Raw genomic sequence first — 13,695 nt, 5'->3', positions numbered from 1 at the left:
CATGGCCCGATGCCCATTTCGACGCCGCCCGGCGTCTGCGCACGCATGAGTTCCACCCGCCACCGCCGCCAGCCCGCGCCTCCCGACCCGACAGACCCGGACGCCGAGCTGCACACCGTGCCGCCCGGCCTCTGGCTGATGATGCTGGAGGCCCGCGCCCCCTGGGAGGCGATGGCGCTGGCCGCCGTCTCCCCCTGGCTCTCCCGCATGCCCTCGGGCGACGGCCACGCCGTGCTGGTGTTCCCCGGCCTGGGCGCCAACGACATGAGCACGCTGGCGCTGCGCCGTTTCCTCAGGCAGCACCGCTACACCGCCTACGGCTGGGAGCAGGGCTTCAACCTCGGCCCACGCGACGGCGTGCTCGAACGCTGCCGTGCGCGCATCGAGGCGCTGCACAAGAAACACCGGGGCAAGATCAGCCTGATCGGCTGGAGCCTGGGCGGCATCTACGCGCGCGAGATGGCCAAGGAGCTGCCCGATCTTGTGCGCTGCGTGATCACGCTGGGCACGCCCTTCGCCGGCCACCCGAAGGCCACCAACGCCTGGCGCTTCTACCAGCTGGTCAGCGGCCAGCACCCGCACGACGAGGAACTGCTGGCCCAGGTGCGCAGGCCACCGCCGGTGCCCACCACCTCCATCTACAGCAAGACCGACGGCGTGGTGGCCTGGCAGTGCAGCATCAACCCCATGCGCCACGCCCACACCGAAAACATCGAGGTGCACGCCAGCCACATCGGCATGGGCATGAACCCGATGGCGATGTACGCCATCGCCGACCGCCTGCGCCAGGACCCTGACCACTGGCGGCGCTTCGACGTGCAGGGCGCGCGGCGCTGGTTCTTCAAGGTGGCGCACCAGCCTGAAGCGCTGACCCGTTGGTACTGAGCATGAAGGTCGAAGCCAACGGCGTCCGGATCGAGGTCGACGACCAGGGCCCCGCCGATGGCCCGGTGGTGCTGCTCATCATGGGCCTGGGCATGCAGCTGATCGCGTGGCCGCAGACCATGGTGCAGATGCTGGTGCGGCAAGGCTTTCGCGTGGTCCGCTTCGACAACCGCGACATCGGCCTGAGCCAGGGCTTCGACGCCGCCGGGGTGCCCAACATGGCGCTGGCCGGGCTGCGCCACGCGATGCATCTGCCGGTGCACAGCCCCTACTCGCTGGCCGACATGGCGCGCGACGCGCTGGGCGTGCTCGACGCCCTCGACATCGAACAGGCCCACGTCTGCGGCGCGTCGATGGGCGGCATGATCGCCCAGCACCTGGCGGCCATGGCACCCGAGCGCGTCGCCAGCCTCACGCTGATGATGACCACCAGCGGCTCGCGCCGCCTGCCCCAGCCCTCGTGGCGGGTGCGGCGCGCGCTGATGTCGCGGCCCATGAAGCCGGGCGCCGACGCCGCCGTGGACTGGATCATCCAGGTGCTGCACCTCATCGGCAGCCCCGCCTATCCGAGCGATCCCCAGGCCCTGCGGGCGCGGGCGCTGGAATCGGTGCAGCGCGCCTGGCACCCGTCGGGCTCGGCCCGGCAGCTGCTGGCGGTGGTGGCCGACGGCGACCGCTCGACCCTGCTGCCCCACATCCAGGCGCCCACCCTGGTGATCCATGGCGTGGACGATCCGCTGGTGCCCGTGGCCTGCGGCAAGGACCTGGCGCAGCGCATCGCCGACGCCCGGGCCGATTTCATCCCCGGCATGGGCCACGACCTGCCCGAGGAACTGCTGCCGCGATTCGCCCAGGGCATTGTGGACAACGCCCGCCGCTGAGCAGGCAAACGCCACCCCGGCCACAATGGCGGGATGACCCTCAACCCCGTTTCCCTGCCCACCGACGCCATCGTCAGCGTGCGTGGCGTGAGCAAGACCTACGACGGCGGCTTCCAGGCGCTGAAGAACGTCACGCTCGACATCCGCCGCGGCGAGATCTTCGCCCTGCTCGGCCCCAACGGCGCCGGCAAGACCACCCTCATCAGCACCATCTGCGGCATGAGCAATGCCACCGAAGGGACCATCACGGCCGACGGCTTCGACACCGTGCGCGACTACCGCCAGGCGCGCGCCACCATCGGCCTGGTGCCGCAGGAGCTGCACACCGACGCCTTCGAAACCGTCTGGGCCACGGTCAGCTTCAGCCGCGGCCTGTTCGGCAAGGCGCCCAACCCGGCGCTGATCGAGCAGATCCTCAGAGACCTCTCGCTCTGGGACAAGAAGGACAACAAGATCATGACGCTCTCGGGCGGCATGAAGCGGCGCGTGCTGATCGCCAAGGCGCTGTCGCACGAGCCCAAGATCCTGTTCCTGGACGAACCCAGCGCGGGCGTGGACGTGGAACTGCGGCACGACATGTGGCGCCTGGTGCGCCAGCTGCGCGAGGCCGGCACCACCATCATCCTGACCACCCACTACATCGAGGAGGCCGAGGACATGGCCGACCGCATCGGTGTGATCCGCAAGGGCGAGCTCATCGTGGTGGAGGACAAGAACGTGCTGATGCGCCAGCTCGGGCGCAAGGAACTGGCGCTGTCGCTGCAGCACCCGCTGGTGCAGGTGCCCGGGGCGCTAGCGCGCTGGCCGCTGCAGCTGTCGGCCGACGGCCTGACGCTGACCTACGGCTTCGACACCCAGAAGGACGACACCGGCATCGCCGAGCTGCTGGCTGCGCTGGCCACGCAGGGCATCGCCTACAAGGACCTGCGCACCAGCGAAAGCTCGCTCGAAGACATCTTCGTCAGCCTGGTCCACGAACAGAAAGCGGAGGCCTGAACATGAACCAGAGCGCAGCGCAGGGCCGCCCCAAGCAAGCTCGCGCCCCCTCGGGGGGCAGCGCCGTACACGAAGTGACCAGCGTGGGGGCTCCATGACCTTGAACATCCATGCCGTGCGCGCCATCTACATGTTCGAGATGAACCGCGCCTTCCGCACCTGGGCGCAGAGCATCATCGCGCCGGTGCTCACCACCTCGCTGTACTTCATCGTCTTCGGCACGGCCATCGGCTCGCGCATGGGCGACATCGGCGGCGTGGACTACGGCGCCTACATCATTCCCGGCCTGCTCATGCTCTCGCTGCTGAGCGAAAGCATCTCCAACGCGTCCTTCGGCATCTACATGCCCAAGTGGTCGGGCACCATCTACGAGCTGCTGAGTGCGCCGGTGAACTGGGTCGAGGTGCTGCTGGGCTATGTGGGCGCCGCCGCCAGCAAGAGCCTGCTGCTGGGCACGCTGATCCTGCTGACCGCGCGCTTCTTCGTGCCCTACCACATCGCCCACCCGGTGTGGATGGTCGGCTTCCTGCTGCTGACGGTGGTGTCGTTCTGCCTGTTCGGTTTCATCATCGGCCTGTGGGCCGACAGCTTCCAGAAGCTGCAGGTGATCCCGCTGCTGGTGATCACGCCGCTCACGTTCCTCGGTGGCGCGTTCTACAGCATCAACATGCTGCCCGAGCCCTGGCAGACCGTCTCGCTGTTCAACCCGGTGGTATACCTCATCAGCGGCCTGCGCTGGGCCTTCTATGGCCAGGCCGACGTGCACATCGCCGTCAGCACCGGCATGACGCTGGTCTTCATGGCCGGCTGCCTGGGCGTGGTCTGGTGGGTGTTCAAGACCGGCCGGCGCATCCGGCGCTGAGCCACGCCACAGGAGCACGCCCATGACCCTGCGCATCGTCCGGCTCGGCAGCGAACGGCACCCCGAGGAAGGCATCCGCATCGGCACGGTGCGCCGCCCGCCGCGCGGCGTGCCCAAGGCGGACTTCGCCAGCGGCAACTGGTACGACGTGTGGTTCCCGGTGCTCGCCCCCAGCGCCGAGACCATGAAGCTGGGCCAGGCCGCCGAAACCCCGGCGCAGTGGGCCGTCTTCGTGCGCCAGTACCGCAAGGAAATGGCAGCCGCCGAGGCCGAACACAGCCTGAACCTGCTGGCCAGCCTCTCGCACACATCGAACCTGTCGGTCGGCTGCTACTGCGAGCACGAGTCGCACTGCCACCGCTCGGTGCTGCGCGAGCTGCTGGCAGCGCGGGGAGCCGATCTGGCCTGAACCTTGGGCACCCCAAAGAAAAAAGCCCCGGGGCTTCGGCCTTGGGGCTTTTTTGCAGGACCCGGCGCGGGGCCGGATCAACCAATCTGCAGGGCTCAGTAGCCGCCGCGGCCGTAGCCGCCGCCACCCGAGCGGTTGCCACCGCCGTAGCCGCCGCCACCCGAGCGGTCACCACCGAAACCGCCGGTGCGCGGGGGACGCGCTTCCATCGGACGGGCTTCGTTCACGGTGACGCTGCGGCCACCCAGGGACTGGCCGTTCATGCCGTTGATGGCGGCTTGCGCCTCGGCATCGCTGCCCATTTCGACAAAGCCGAAGCCCTTGGAGCGGCCGGTGTCGCGCTCCATCATGACCTTGGCGCTGCTGACAGAGCCGAATTCGCTGAAGGCCTGTTGCAGGTCGTCGTCGCGCACGCTGTAGGGCAGGTTGCCCACGTAAAGTTTGTTGCCCATGGAGGACTCCTAAGAAAGCAGATACACAAAAAGCGATGGGGTCCCGAAAGCACAACAAACCCGAAAGTGCACCGTGGCACGCGAAACTGACCGATCACTTGGAATGCCCAGGCCAAACGCCTGAGCAGTTCGCATTATGCGCCCGGCACGGCCAGACGCACCACTGCCGTGGCGCCCAGGCGTCAATTCATCGCGTTTCCAGCCGATTCACCACCGTGGTCAGGATCAGCAGACCGGCCGGGTCTTCATTCAGCTCGCTGCACACCAGCACATCGACCGCATGGCCATCGGCGTGGTGCCACCAGGCCTGCTGCCACCCGGTGTGACCCTTCTCGAACAGCACCCGGCGGTGCTCCTGCCACTGCTGCGCATCGGCCCAGAAGGCCTCCGCGCGCCGCCCCTCCACCTCGGCACCAGCGTATCCGAAGCAGCGCTCGAACGCCGGGTTGACTTCCACCACGGCCTGCGTGTTGGCCGCCTGCACCACCAGGGCCGTGGGATTGAGCTGGAAGATGCGCCGGAAGCGGCGCAGGGAGCGGTCGCGCTCGTGTTCCAGCCGCAGGCGGTCCTCCATCTGGCTCAGCCGCCGCCGGTAGACCTCGTCGGTCGACCGGCGTGTCTGGTGCAACTGAAAGCCGATCAGCAGCAGGATGGCGCTGCCTGTGAGCCAGTAGCGCAGGTCGGCCCCCATGTTCGCGGGCGGCAGGTGCCCGCCCGTCTCGGCCCAGGTCAGTCCGCCCAGGATGGCCACGCTGGCCACCGTGGTGGCCAGCAGCGCGCGCAGGCTCAGGTAGGTACCGGCCATGACCACCGCGCCCTGGAACGCGAACCCGGACGCCGCCCGCACCGAGCCGAAGCTGTACACCGACCAGGCGGCCACCATCAGAATGCCCGTCACCACCAGCGGGCTCTCCCAGCGGCGCCGATGCGATCTCAGCAGCAGGTATGAGAGCAGCGCCACCCCCGCCATCGACCAGGAAATGTGCGCCAGGGATTCGCCGGGTGGCGCCAGCAGGTGGTCCGCCAGGGCCATGCCCGCCAGAAGCAGCGCCACGCACAACTGCACCCAGCGCAGGCTGCGGTTGTCGTGCCGGTACTGGCTGCGTTCGATCTCCGACGGATCTTCGAGCGGCAGGGAGTCAAGCACCCTGGCCCCCTTCCAGCGGCGCGTACACCGTCGGCATCGCGCTGGTCGTGTGACCGGGCACGCGCAACACCGTGATGCGCAAGCCGTCGTCCGCATCGTTGTCCCGCTCGCTGCAGATCTGCAGAGGGATCTGTTGACCATTGCGCCCGATGCCGGTGATGGTGTGCCAACCGGTGCGCTGGTGGGCGCGGCGATCCTGCGAGAACGCCGCATAGGCGTCGTCGTGCAGCCAGAGGAACCCGTCGCGCCGGCTCAGCACCTCTTTGCGGGTGTAGCCCAGCACACTTTCAAAGGCCAAGTTTGCATCCAGGATGGCGCCGTTGCGCATGGACTGCACGAAGATGGGCGTGGGGCTGGCCCGGAACAGGCGCGAGAACCGGCTCTGCCCCAGGTCGCGGTCCAGCTGGGTCTGAAGGCGCTGCGTGGCTTCCCGAAGGTGCAGCTCCTGCGCCAGGCGCACCTGCGTGCGGTTGAGGGACATCATCGCGGCCACCCCCACCAGGCTCGCGCTCTGCGACAGCCAGTTGCGCCAGCTCACGGCAAAGCTCGGCTGTCCCGCCAGCAGACCGGCGGCATCGGCCCAGGTCAGGAGACCGAGCATCGCCACCGCGGCTGCGGTGGTCCAGAGCAGCCCGCGCCGGCTCAGGAAGATGCCCGCCGCGACCTGCCCCATCAGGATCAGCACGATGTTGATGGTGCGCACCGATCCGAATAAGTAGGTCGACGACGCCGCCATCCCGAACAGGAAGACCACCAGCAGCCAGGCCACGCTGTTGTAGCGGCGGACCCTCAGCAGCACCCAGGCCAGAGCCCCCATGACCGCCAGCACCAGGGTCATCATGCTGTCGGCCGTCACCGGCGTGCCGATGAATCGGTCCACGGCGAACAGCGCCAGACCCAGCAACGAGGTCATCCACGACAGGCGCATGGCGATCTTCGAGCGCGCTGCCACGATGGACGGCGGTTCGGGCCAGACGGCGGTGGGGTCGGGACGGCTCAATGGGCTCAGAAATTGGAACGAGGCGCGCATTCTGACGCAGAGCGGCCCCAAGCCGTGTTCATCGGCGCGGCTTCTCGAAGCCCGACACCACCCAGGCCTCGGCGCTGGCCACGTTCAGCCGGAAGGTCGGCGGCACCGGCACCACGGCCAGTTCCTCGTCGTATTCATTGGTGGCGCGCAGCGTGGCCGTGGCGCCCTCCTCGTCCGGCACGATGGCCAGCGCCACGCGCAGGCGCCGCCCGTCCACCGTCACATGCACGCTCTTGTTCAGCTCCGCGTGGCGCTGCTGCTCGGATCGTCGTATGAACTCGCTGGCCGTCTTCACCAGCGTGTTGAACGCGTTCACGTCCAGCGGCTTGGGGTTCTTCTTGTCGCGCCCCATGGTCCAGGGGCCGACCAGCGCGGGCTCGGCCTGCCCTTCGAGGAACATGGCCACGGCCCATCCATCGTCGTCTTCGTTCTTGATCACGCGCGCCGTCCAGCGCTCGTCGCTCCACACGCGGTCTTCGTGGATGGGGTCCTGGGTGTCTTCGGTCATGGGGGGCGATGGTAATGGCCGCGTGGGTTCGCCCGGTTTGCGCTGTAATGCCGGGCCATGGACACGCTCCCGCTGCTCTACACCTACCGCCGCTGTCCCTACGCGATGCGCGCGCGCATGGCCCTGCTGCAGGCCGGCGTGGCATTCGACGCGTTCGAGATCGTGCTGCGCGACAAACCGGCCGAGCTGATGACCCTCTCGCCCAAAGGCACGGTGCCGGTTCTGCGGCTGCACGATGGCAGCGTGCTGGAACAGAGCCTGGACATCATGCGCTGGGCCTTCGCCACCACCGGCGATGACGACGGTTGGTGGGCACGCGCGCAGAGCGACGAAAACCTCGCGCTGCTGGCCGCCTGCGATGGCCCTTTCAAACAGCACCTGGACCGCATCAAGTACCCCGAGCGTTTCGGCGAGGGCGCCGACGCCAAGGCACTGCACCACGCGCAGGCGGTGGAGGGGCTTCTCAAGCCGCTGGACAGGCAACTGCAACGTGCCGGGCAGCTGGGAGGAGCCACTCCGTGCGCCACCGACATCGCGATCTTTCCGTTCGTGCGGCAGTTCGCGGCGGTGGAACCGGCCTGGTTTGAGGCGCTGGCCCTGCCTGCGCTGCAGGGCTGGCTGGGTGGGTGGTTGTCTGACGGACTGTTCACCCGCGCCATGTGCAAGCTGGAGGCGAACCGGGTGGTGGCCTTTCCGGCATGAGCGCATACGCACAGCACAACCCTGCGTCACATCTTCTGCCGCCTTGCCTTCACGGCCTTGCCCGCTGCAGGCTGTCTGAGTACCCCATGCGCCTGCTCCAGCCAGAGCAGGGTCTCGGTGTGGGTCAGGAAGCGGCGCAGGTAGTGCGGCGAGAGCTCGCCCATGCGGGCCAGGGTCTCCAGCATCAGGCGCTGGGGATTGAGCGGGCCGGCGTTGGGCGGGGCGCGGTCCAGCGCACGCTGCACCTGCACCTCGGCGCCGATGCGCTCCCAGGTTTCGCGAAAGCGCTGCGCGCTGCGCAGTTCGGGCCAGGGGCCACCGCCGCCGGCCACCCCGTCGCGCGCGGCGGCCGACGCGCGCTCGATGTGGGCATTGAGCTCGGCCAGGGGCGATGGGCGCGCGGTGGCAGGCTTCATGGTCAGGGTCGGGTGGCCTGTGTGCCCGCGTCGCCCGCGGCGGCGCTGGCGCGCGGCACGGGCGCCATTTCCACCCGGCGGTTGAGCGCCCGGCCCTGTTCGTCGGCGTTGCTGGCCACGGGCTGTTCGGCGCCGAAGGCGGCGGCGAACACGCGCGAGCGCGGCATGCCGCTGGTGATCAGCGCCCGCGTGACCGTGAGCGCACGCTGGGCCGAGAGTTCGAGGTTGTCCTCGTAGCGCTGGCTGGGCCCCTTGACCACCGTTTTGTTGTCGGTGAAGCCGCTGACCATGAGCATTTCGTCGCGCTCGCCCAGGTAGACCTGCAGCGGCGGCACCAGGGCCTTGAGCAGTTGCTCACCTTCGGGGCGCAGCTGGTCGGAATTGAAGTCGAACAGCACGCTGCCGCTGATGCCGATGCGGCCGTTGTTGAGCGTGACACGGCCGCTGGCCAGCGGCACGGCGAGCGCCTTCTCCAGCGCCATGCGGCGGGCCTCTTCCTGCTGGCGCTTGGCGATCTCGCTCTGCAGGCTGTTGACCAGATCGACCTGGGTGAGCAGCACGCCGATGAAGACCAGCACGAAGGCTCCGACCAGACCGGCCATGAGATCGCCGAACACCGCCCAGGCGGGCGCGGTGATCTCGGCACTGTCGTCGCCGTCGACCTGCAGGTCTTCCGATGCGTCGTGGAAGGCGCTCACGCCGCGACCCCTGCGCTGGCCTTGGCAACCGGCCCTCGCAACCGGCGCAGGTCTTCGATGATGCCCTGCTGGGCACTGATCGACAGGTCGATCACCTCGCGCGCCTGCGCCACGTAGTAGGCGAGCTGCTCGTCGCTGCGCGCCAGCGACTGGCCGATGGCGCTCTCGACCTTCTGCAGGTTCTGCACCAGTTGCTCGTGGCTGGCGGCCAGCTGCTGCGTGCCCAGCTGGAAGGCCTCGCCCAGGCTGGCCAGCTGGGCCGCGCTGGTGGCGGCCTGTTCGGCCATGGCCTCGGCGCGGCCGGCCTGCGCGCCCACGGTGTCGGCGAACTGCTGGCCCACGCGGTCGAGCACGCCGGTGGCCGATCCGACCAGGTGTTCGATGGCGGCGCGCTGCTCGCCCGTGGTCTGCTGCACCTGCTGCAGCAGGGTGCCGATCTGGCCGACCAGTTCGGCGCGTTCGCCCAGCGTGGCGTTGTCGCGCTCGGCCAGGCGGCTCATCTGCTCGCGCAGCTGGCCGATCACCTCGGCCGCGGCCTTCGGCGCTTCGGACGCGGTCTGCATCAGGCGGGCCATGGGCGCTTCCAGCGCCGTGCCCAGGGTTGCGAGCTGGGTGGCCAGCGCGGCCTGCAGATCGGCCAGGCGCTGCACGGCGGCATCGCCGCGCGCGGCCTCTTCGTCGCGCAAGGTCTGCAGCTGCCGCGCGAGGGCGCTGAAAGCCTGGCCCTGCTGTTCGGACCGGGCCTGCTGGCGCTGCAGCTCGGCCTCGTGCAGGGCGGCCAGTTCGTTGCGCCACAGCGCGGCCAGCTCGTCCATGCGCTGCGCGTGCTGCTGGGTCCACGCGGCTTCGCTGGCGGTGCGCGCGTCCACCAGGGCCTCGGTCTGCGCGATGAGGCGGGCCACGCCGTCCAGGCTGCGGTCGGTCTGTTCGCTGCTGTGTTGCGTGAGGCGGGTGGCGGTGTCCTGCAGCGCCTGCAGCACGGTGCGCTGCTGCGCAAGCGTCTGTTCGCCGGCCTGCTGCCACTGGCTGCGCAGGTCCTGCGCCATGCGCTCCAGCGCGGCGGTGAGCGCGGCCTGCTGCTGCTGCTCGGCCTGGGCGCGCAGGGTCTGGGCCTCGGTCTGCGCGGCCTGCACGCTGGCCAGCAGCTGGCCGGCGCGCTGGTCGAAGCCACTGTTGAAGGCGGTGAGCGACTCACCCAGGCCTTGCAGCAGTTGCTCGCTGCCCTGCTCGTGGCGGGTCAGCGCACGCGTCCAGGTCTCGGCCACGGTGGCGGTGGTGGCGCTGAAGCGGACCGACAGGCCTTCGAGCTGTGCCTGCACCGCGGCGTTCACGCCCTCGTGCAGGCGGCTGGATTCGGCGGCAATGCCGGCCATGGCCTGCTGCACCACGGGCTGCAGGCTCTCGGTGGCGGCTCGGGCGCTGGCGGCCAGGCTCTCGCGCAGCGACTGTTCCACCGACTTCGCCAGCCCGGTGTAGGCGGCGGCGGCTTCGCGCTGGAACTCGGCCTGGCGGACCAACAGGGCCTCGTCCAGCTGCTGGCTGCGGCGTTCGACCTGTTCGATGAGCGTCTGCAGGTGCTGCGCGGCGGCGGGCAGGGCCTCGGCCTGGCGCTGCAGGGCCTCGAAGCTCTGCTGGCGCTGGTGCGCGGCCGAGAAGGGGCGCAGCGTGGTGGCGGCCAGTGCGTCCAGCGTGCGCAGGGCCTGGGCGCGCTCGCGCCGCGCCAGCGTGGCCATGAGGCCGAGCATGGCCGAGGTGGCGACACCCGCCACCGAGGTGCCGAAGGACAGGCCCAGGCCCTTGATGGGCGCGGCCAGCGCGGCGCGGATGGCGTTCAGGTCGGCCGAGCCTTCGAGCGCGAACACGGCGCCCTTGAAGGTGACCACCATGCCCAGGAAGGTGCCCAGCATGCCGAGCATGACCAGCAGGCCGATCAGGTAGGGCGTGAGCGCCAGGCCGGGGAAGGCGCTGCGCTCGCCTTCGATGCGCTGGCGCACCGCGTGGCGCAGCGGCGCGGGCACGCTGGGCAGCCAGTCGGCCAGCTGGGCCAGCGGTTGCGGCACGCCGGCCATGGCGGCGCGGAAGCCGGCGGTGGTCTGGCCGAAGCGGCGCAGCTCCCAGGCGCCGCCCAGGTAGACGGCGCCGATCAGCAGCGTCATGCCCAGCGCGAAGGCGCTGGTACCAACGAAGCCGCTGGCCACCCAGGCGACGGCGGCCAGGCCCACGAGGAAGGCCGAAAACGACAGGGCGCGGTAAGGACGGGAGGTGGAGGTTTCAGTGCTCATGGGCAAGGGCTTCGATCAGGCCGGTCACGGGCTGCAGGCGCAGGTCGAGTTCGGCGAGCAGGGTCTGCTCGAACTCGGCCGCGAAGGTCTGCAGCCAGCGCAGGTCGTCGGGGGTGTCGGGAGCGTCGGGTTCGCGGGCCTGGGCCGCTTCGCGGCGCAGCGCCGCAAAACGCGCCTTCAGAAAGGCCGGCAGGGTGGACAGCAGGCGCTGCTCGCGCCCACCGAAGAAGCCGTCCATCACGGCGTCGGTGGCGGCCAGCTGGGCCATGGCCGGCGTGGACTGCGCCAGCTGCTGGCGCACGTGTTCGCGCAGCGCGTCGATGCTCATCTCCATGCGGCGCTGCTGATCGCCCAGCCGCTGGTGGTACAGCGCGAACTCGGTGTCGAGGTCGTTCGGATCGGGCTTGTGGGCCGGCGCGGTGGTGATGGAGCGGGCCAGCACGGCGCGCACCCGGTCGAGCTCGGCGCTCAGTGCGGCGTGCAGGGCCGCCGGCCCGGTGCGCGGCGGGCGACGGGCGGCGGCCGTGCCGGCCGCCTCGATTGCCGACTGTGCGGCGTGCAGCTGGATGGTTTCGGCCACATGAAGCCAGCCACCCAGGCGCTCGGCCACGTCCTGCCGCGGCGCGTCGGGCGACGCGCCCGCAGGCAGCGCACGCGCGAGCTGGCGCGCCAGGGCAGAAGGAGCAACGTGGTGGAAGGAACTGCGCAAAACGGGTCCGCAGCGCCCCGGAGGGCGCCGGTGGTGAATCGATTCTGAAGGGGGTGTTCCCGGCCCGCGAGGGGCCGGGTGCGGCGCCGGCGGGTCGCCAGCGGCAGGGCGTAATTAGAAACGATCCGGCGGCCGGGTTTGTAACCGCCGCCCGGCCCCGCCCTCAGGCCGTGATTTCGATCCGCGTGCCGTCGGGCATGGCCAGCACCGCTTCATAGAAGCCGTCGCCCGTGGTGCGTGGGCCGGAGACGAGACAGCCCGCGTGGCGGCAGCGCGCCGCCAGGGCATTCACCGCCTCGGCGCTGCCCAGCGAAAGGGCCAGGTGGTCCCAGCCCGGGCGCTCGGCGTCGGGCACGGCCTCGATCCAGGGGCCGGTCATGAGCTCGATCTGCACGCCGCCGGGCAGCGCGGCGAAGCGGGAGACAAAGCCGGGCCGGCGCTGGCTGCGGTAGGACTCGTCGACGGTGGCGCCGAAATAGGTCTGCCAGAACGCGGCGGCGGCGTCGAGGTCGCGCGTCCAGAGGGCGATGTGGGCCAGTTTCATGGAGAGCCTTTCAGGCGGGGCGCGCCACCACGCGGTGGGCCAACAGGGGCAGCAGGGCGAGCAGGGCCGCCAGCAGGGCGAAGGCGATGGGCAGGCCCACCAGATGCGACACGAAGCCGATAGCGGCGGGGCCGAGCAGCACGCCGGCATAGCCGGTGGTCGAGATGGCCGCGATCGCCAGCCCCGGGGCCATCACGGTCTGCGCACCGGCGCGCCGGAAGAGCACCGGCACCAGGTTGGAAGCGCCCAGGCCGATGCAGAAGAAGCCCGCCATCGCCAGACCCGCCGACCCTGCCAGCAGCACCAGCACAAAGCCACCCACCGCCAGCAGACCGCCAACCGTCAGCACCACCCGGTCGCCCAGGCGGGCGCACAGCGCGTCGCCGCCGAAGCGCCCTGCGGTCATGGCCACCGAAAACACCATGAAGCCCAGGCCCCCTTGCGCCGCGGCCAGCAGGCCGCCTTCGGTCAGCAGCAGCGCGCTCCAGTCGAGCACCGCGCCTTCGACGAGAAAGCACACACCCGCCAGCAGCGCCAGCAGCAGCACCGGCCCGCGCGGCCAGGCCAGCACCGGGGCTTCTGCGGCGGGCGTGGTGCGCAGCAGCCGCGGCGCCACCAGTCCCATCGTGGCCAGCATGAGCGCAGAGCCCAGCAGCGTGCCTGCCAGCGGCGACCAGCCCGCCGACAGCAGCGCGGTCATGGCCGCCGCACCCAGCAGGCCGCCCACGCTGAACAGCGCATGAAAGCCGGACATCAGCGGCCGGCCCGCGCCGCGTTCGACCGCCAGCGCGTGCACGTTCATCGCCACGTCCAGCGAGCCGAGCGCCGCGCCGAACACCATCAGGGCCAGGCCGAGCGTCAGCGGCGCGTCCGCCAGCGCGAGCAGCGGCAGCAGCAGGGCCACGCCCAGGCCGCCTGCGATCACCACCGGCCGGCTGCCGTGGCGCGCACTGAACCAGCCGGCCCAGAGCATTGCCACCACCGAACCGATGCCCAGGCACAGCAGCAAGGCACCCAGCACGCCATCGCCCACGCCCAGGCGCTGCTTGGCGAACGGCACCAGCGGCGCCCAGCAGGCCAGCCCGAATCCGGCGACGAGAAAGGCCAGGCGCGTGGCCAGGCGGGTGGCGGGTCGGTCGGCACCCGCCGTCAACACAGCTGTGGTCATGAATGC

General features: G+C 70.2%; 16 protein-coding genes. 6 read left to right on the top strand and 10 right to left on the bottom strand.

Translation table 11 applies throughout. The annotated features are described in order from the left end of the window. Positions 1-9 precede the first annotated feature (9 nt). The 5 genes from BC358_RS03210 (at position 10) to BC358_RS03190 (ending at position 4,033) form a co-directional block, all read left to right on the top strand. On the top strand, positions 10-885 hold the full coding sequence (locus BC358_RS03210; protein ID WP_256861405.1) for a triacylglycerol lipase: 876 nt from the start codon (positions 10-12) through the stop codon (positions 883-885). Positions 886-887: 2 nt separating this feature from the next. Then, positions 888-1,766 (top strand): alpha/beta fold hydrolase, encoded by an 879-nt coding sequence (locus tag BC358_RS03205; protein ID WP_079364621.1) that lies wholly within the window; start codon positions 888-890, stop codon positions 1,764-1,766. 33 nt (positions 1,767-1,799) lie between these two features. Beyond that, entirely contained in the window at positions 1,800-2,762 is a 963-nt protein-coding gene (locus BC358_RS03200) for an ABC transporter ATP-binding protein (RefSeq protein ID WP_079364620.1), read from the top strand. Between the two features lie 100 nt (positions 2,763-2,862). Next, positions 2,863-3,624 (top strand): ABC transporter permease, encoded by a 762-nt coding sequence (locus BC358_RS03195; protein ID WP_079364769.1) that lies wholly within the window; start codon positions 2,863-2,865, stop codon positions 3,622-3,624. A gap of 22 nt (positions 3,625-3,646) precedes the next feature. After that, a complete protein-coding gene (locus tag BC358_RS03190) occupies positions 3,647-4,033 on the top strand; it encodes a DUF488 domain-containing protein (RefSeq protein WP_079364619.1) in 387 nt (128 codons plus the stop codon). A gap of 95 nt (positions 4,034-4,128) precedes the next feature. On the opposite strand, the gene BC358_RS03185 is transcribed toward BC358_RS03190, so the two are convergent. The 4 genes from BC358_RS03185 to BC358_RS03170 form a co-directional block, all read right to left on the bottom strand. Continuing rightward, on the bottom strand, positions 4,129-4,485 hold the full coding sequence (locus tag BC358_RS03185; RefSeq protein WP_066156195.1) for an RNA-binding protein: 357 nt from the start codon (positions 4,483-4,485) through the stop codon (positions 4,129-4,131). Positions 4,486-4,672: 187 nt separating this feature from the next. Next, on the bottom strand, positions 4,673-5,632 hold the full coding sequence (locus tag BC358_RS03180; RefSeq protein ID WP_179129997.1) for a PAS domain S-box protein: 960 nt from the start codon (positions 5,630-5,632) through the stop codon (positions 4,673-4,675). Next, positions 5,625-6,632, bottom strand: coding sequence for a PAS domain-containing protein (locus BC358_RS03175; protein WP_179129996.1), 1,008 nt, complete (start codon positions 6,630-6,632; stop codon positions 5,625-5,627). Before BC358_RS03175 ends, BC358_RS03180 begins: the two co-directional genes overlap by 8 nt. Positions 6,633-6,690: 58 nt before the next feature. Next, complete coding sequence (locus BC358_RS03170; protein WP_079364616.1) at positions 6,691-7,170, bottom strand: hypothetical protein; 480 nt, start codon at positions 7,168-7,170, stop codon at positions 6,691-6,693. A 57-nt stretch (positions 7,171-7,227) separates the two neighbouring features. On the opposite strand from BC358_RS03170, the gene BC358_RS03165 reads away from it, so the two are divergent. Next, positions 7,228-7,872, top strand: coding sequence for a glutathione S-transferase (locus BC358_RS03165; protein ID WP_079364615.1), 645 nt, complete (start codon positions 7,228-7,230; stop codon positions 7,870-7,872). Between the two features lie 26 nt (positions 7,873-7,898). Here the strand turns inward: BC358_RS03165 and BC358_RS03160 are convergent, their stop codons facing one another. The 6 genes from BC358_RS03160 to BC358_RS03135 form a co-directional block, all read right to left on the bottom strand. Next, complete coding sequence (locus BC358_RS03160; RefSeq protein ID WP_079364614.1) at positions 7,899-8,288, bottom strand: DUF2894 domain-containing protein; 390 nt, start codon at positions 8,286-8,288, stop codon at positions 7,899-7,901. 2 nt (positions 8,289-8,290) lie between these two features. Continuing rightward, entirely contained in the window at positions 8,291-8,986 is a 696-nt protein-coding gene (locus tag BC358_RS03155) for an OmpA family protein (RefSeq protein ID WP_243721685.1), read from the bottom strand. Further along, positions 8,983-11,268, bottom strand: coding sequence for a DUF802 domain-containing protein (locus BC358_RS03150; RefSeq protein WP_079364613.1), 2,286 nt, complete (start codon positions 11,266-11,268; stop codon positions 8,983-8,985). Before BC358_RS03150 ends, BC358_RS03155 begins: the two co-directional genes overlap by 4 nt. Further along, positions 11,258-11,977: a DUF3348 family protein gene (locus tag BC358_RS03145; protein ID WP_165961653.1), complete on the bottom strand. Its 720-nt coding sequence runs from the start codon at positions 11,975-11,977 to the stop codon at positions 11,258-11,260. The genes BC358_RS03150 and BC358_RS03145 overlap by 11 nt, the downstream gene beginning before the upstream one ends. A gap of 163 nt (positions 11,978-12,140) precedes the next feature. Then, the gene (locus tag BC358_RS03140; RefSeq protein ID WP_066156168.1) at positions 12,141-12,521 is read right to left on the bottom strand and encodes a glyoxalase/bleomycin resistance/extradiol dioxygenase family protein; all 381 of its coding nucleotides are present in this window, start codon (positions 12,519-12,521) and stop codon (positions 12,141-12,143) included. Positions 12,522-12,531: 10 nt separating this feature from the next. Then, positions 12,532-13,689, bottom strand: a complete 1,158-nt coding sequence (locus tag BC358_RS03135) for an MFS transporter (protein WP_079364611.1) — start codon at positions 13,687-13,689, stop codon at positions 12,532-12,534. Positions 13,690-13,695: the final 6 nt, after the last annotated feature.

The organism is Hydrogenophaga sp. H7, assembly GCF_002025745.1.
In the GTDB taxonomy this organism is placed as follows: Bacteria; Pseudomonadota; Gammaproteobacteria; order Burkholderiales; family Burkholderiaceae_C; genus Hydrogenophaga; species Hydrogenophaga pseudoflava.
Note: the sequence above shows the minus strand (reverse complement) of the source record. Positions and strands in the feature narration are given on the sequence as shown.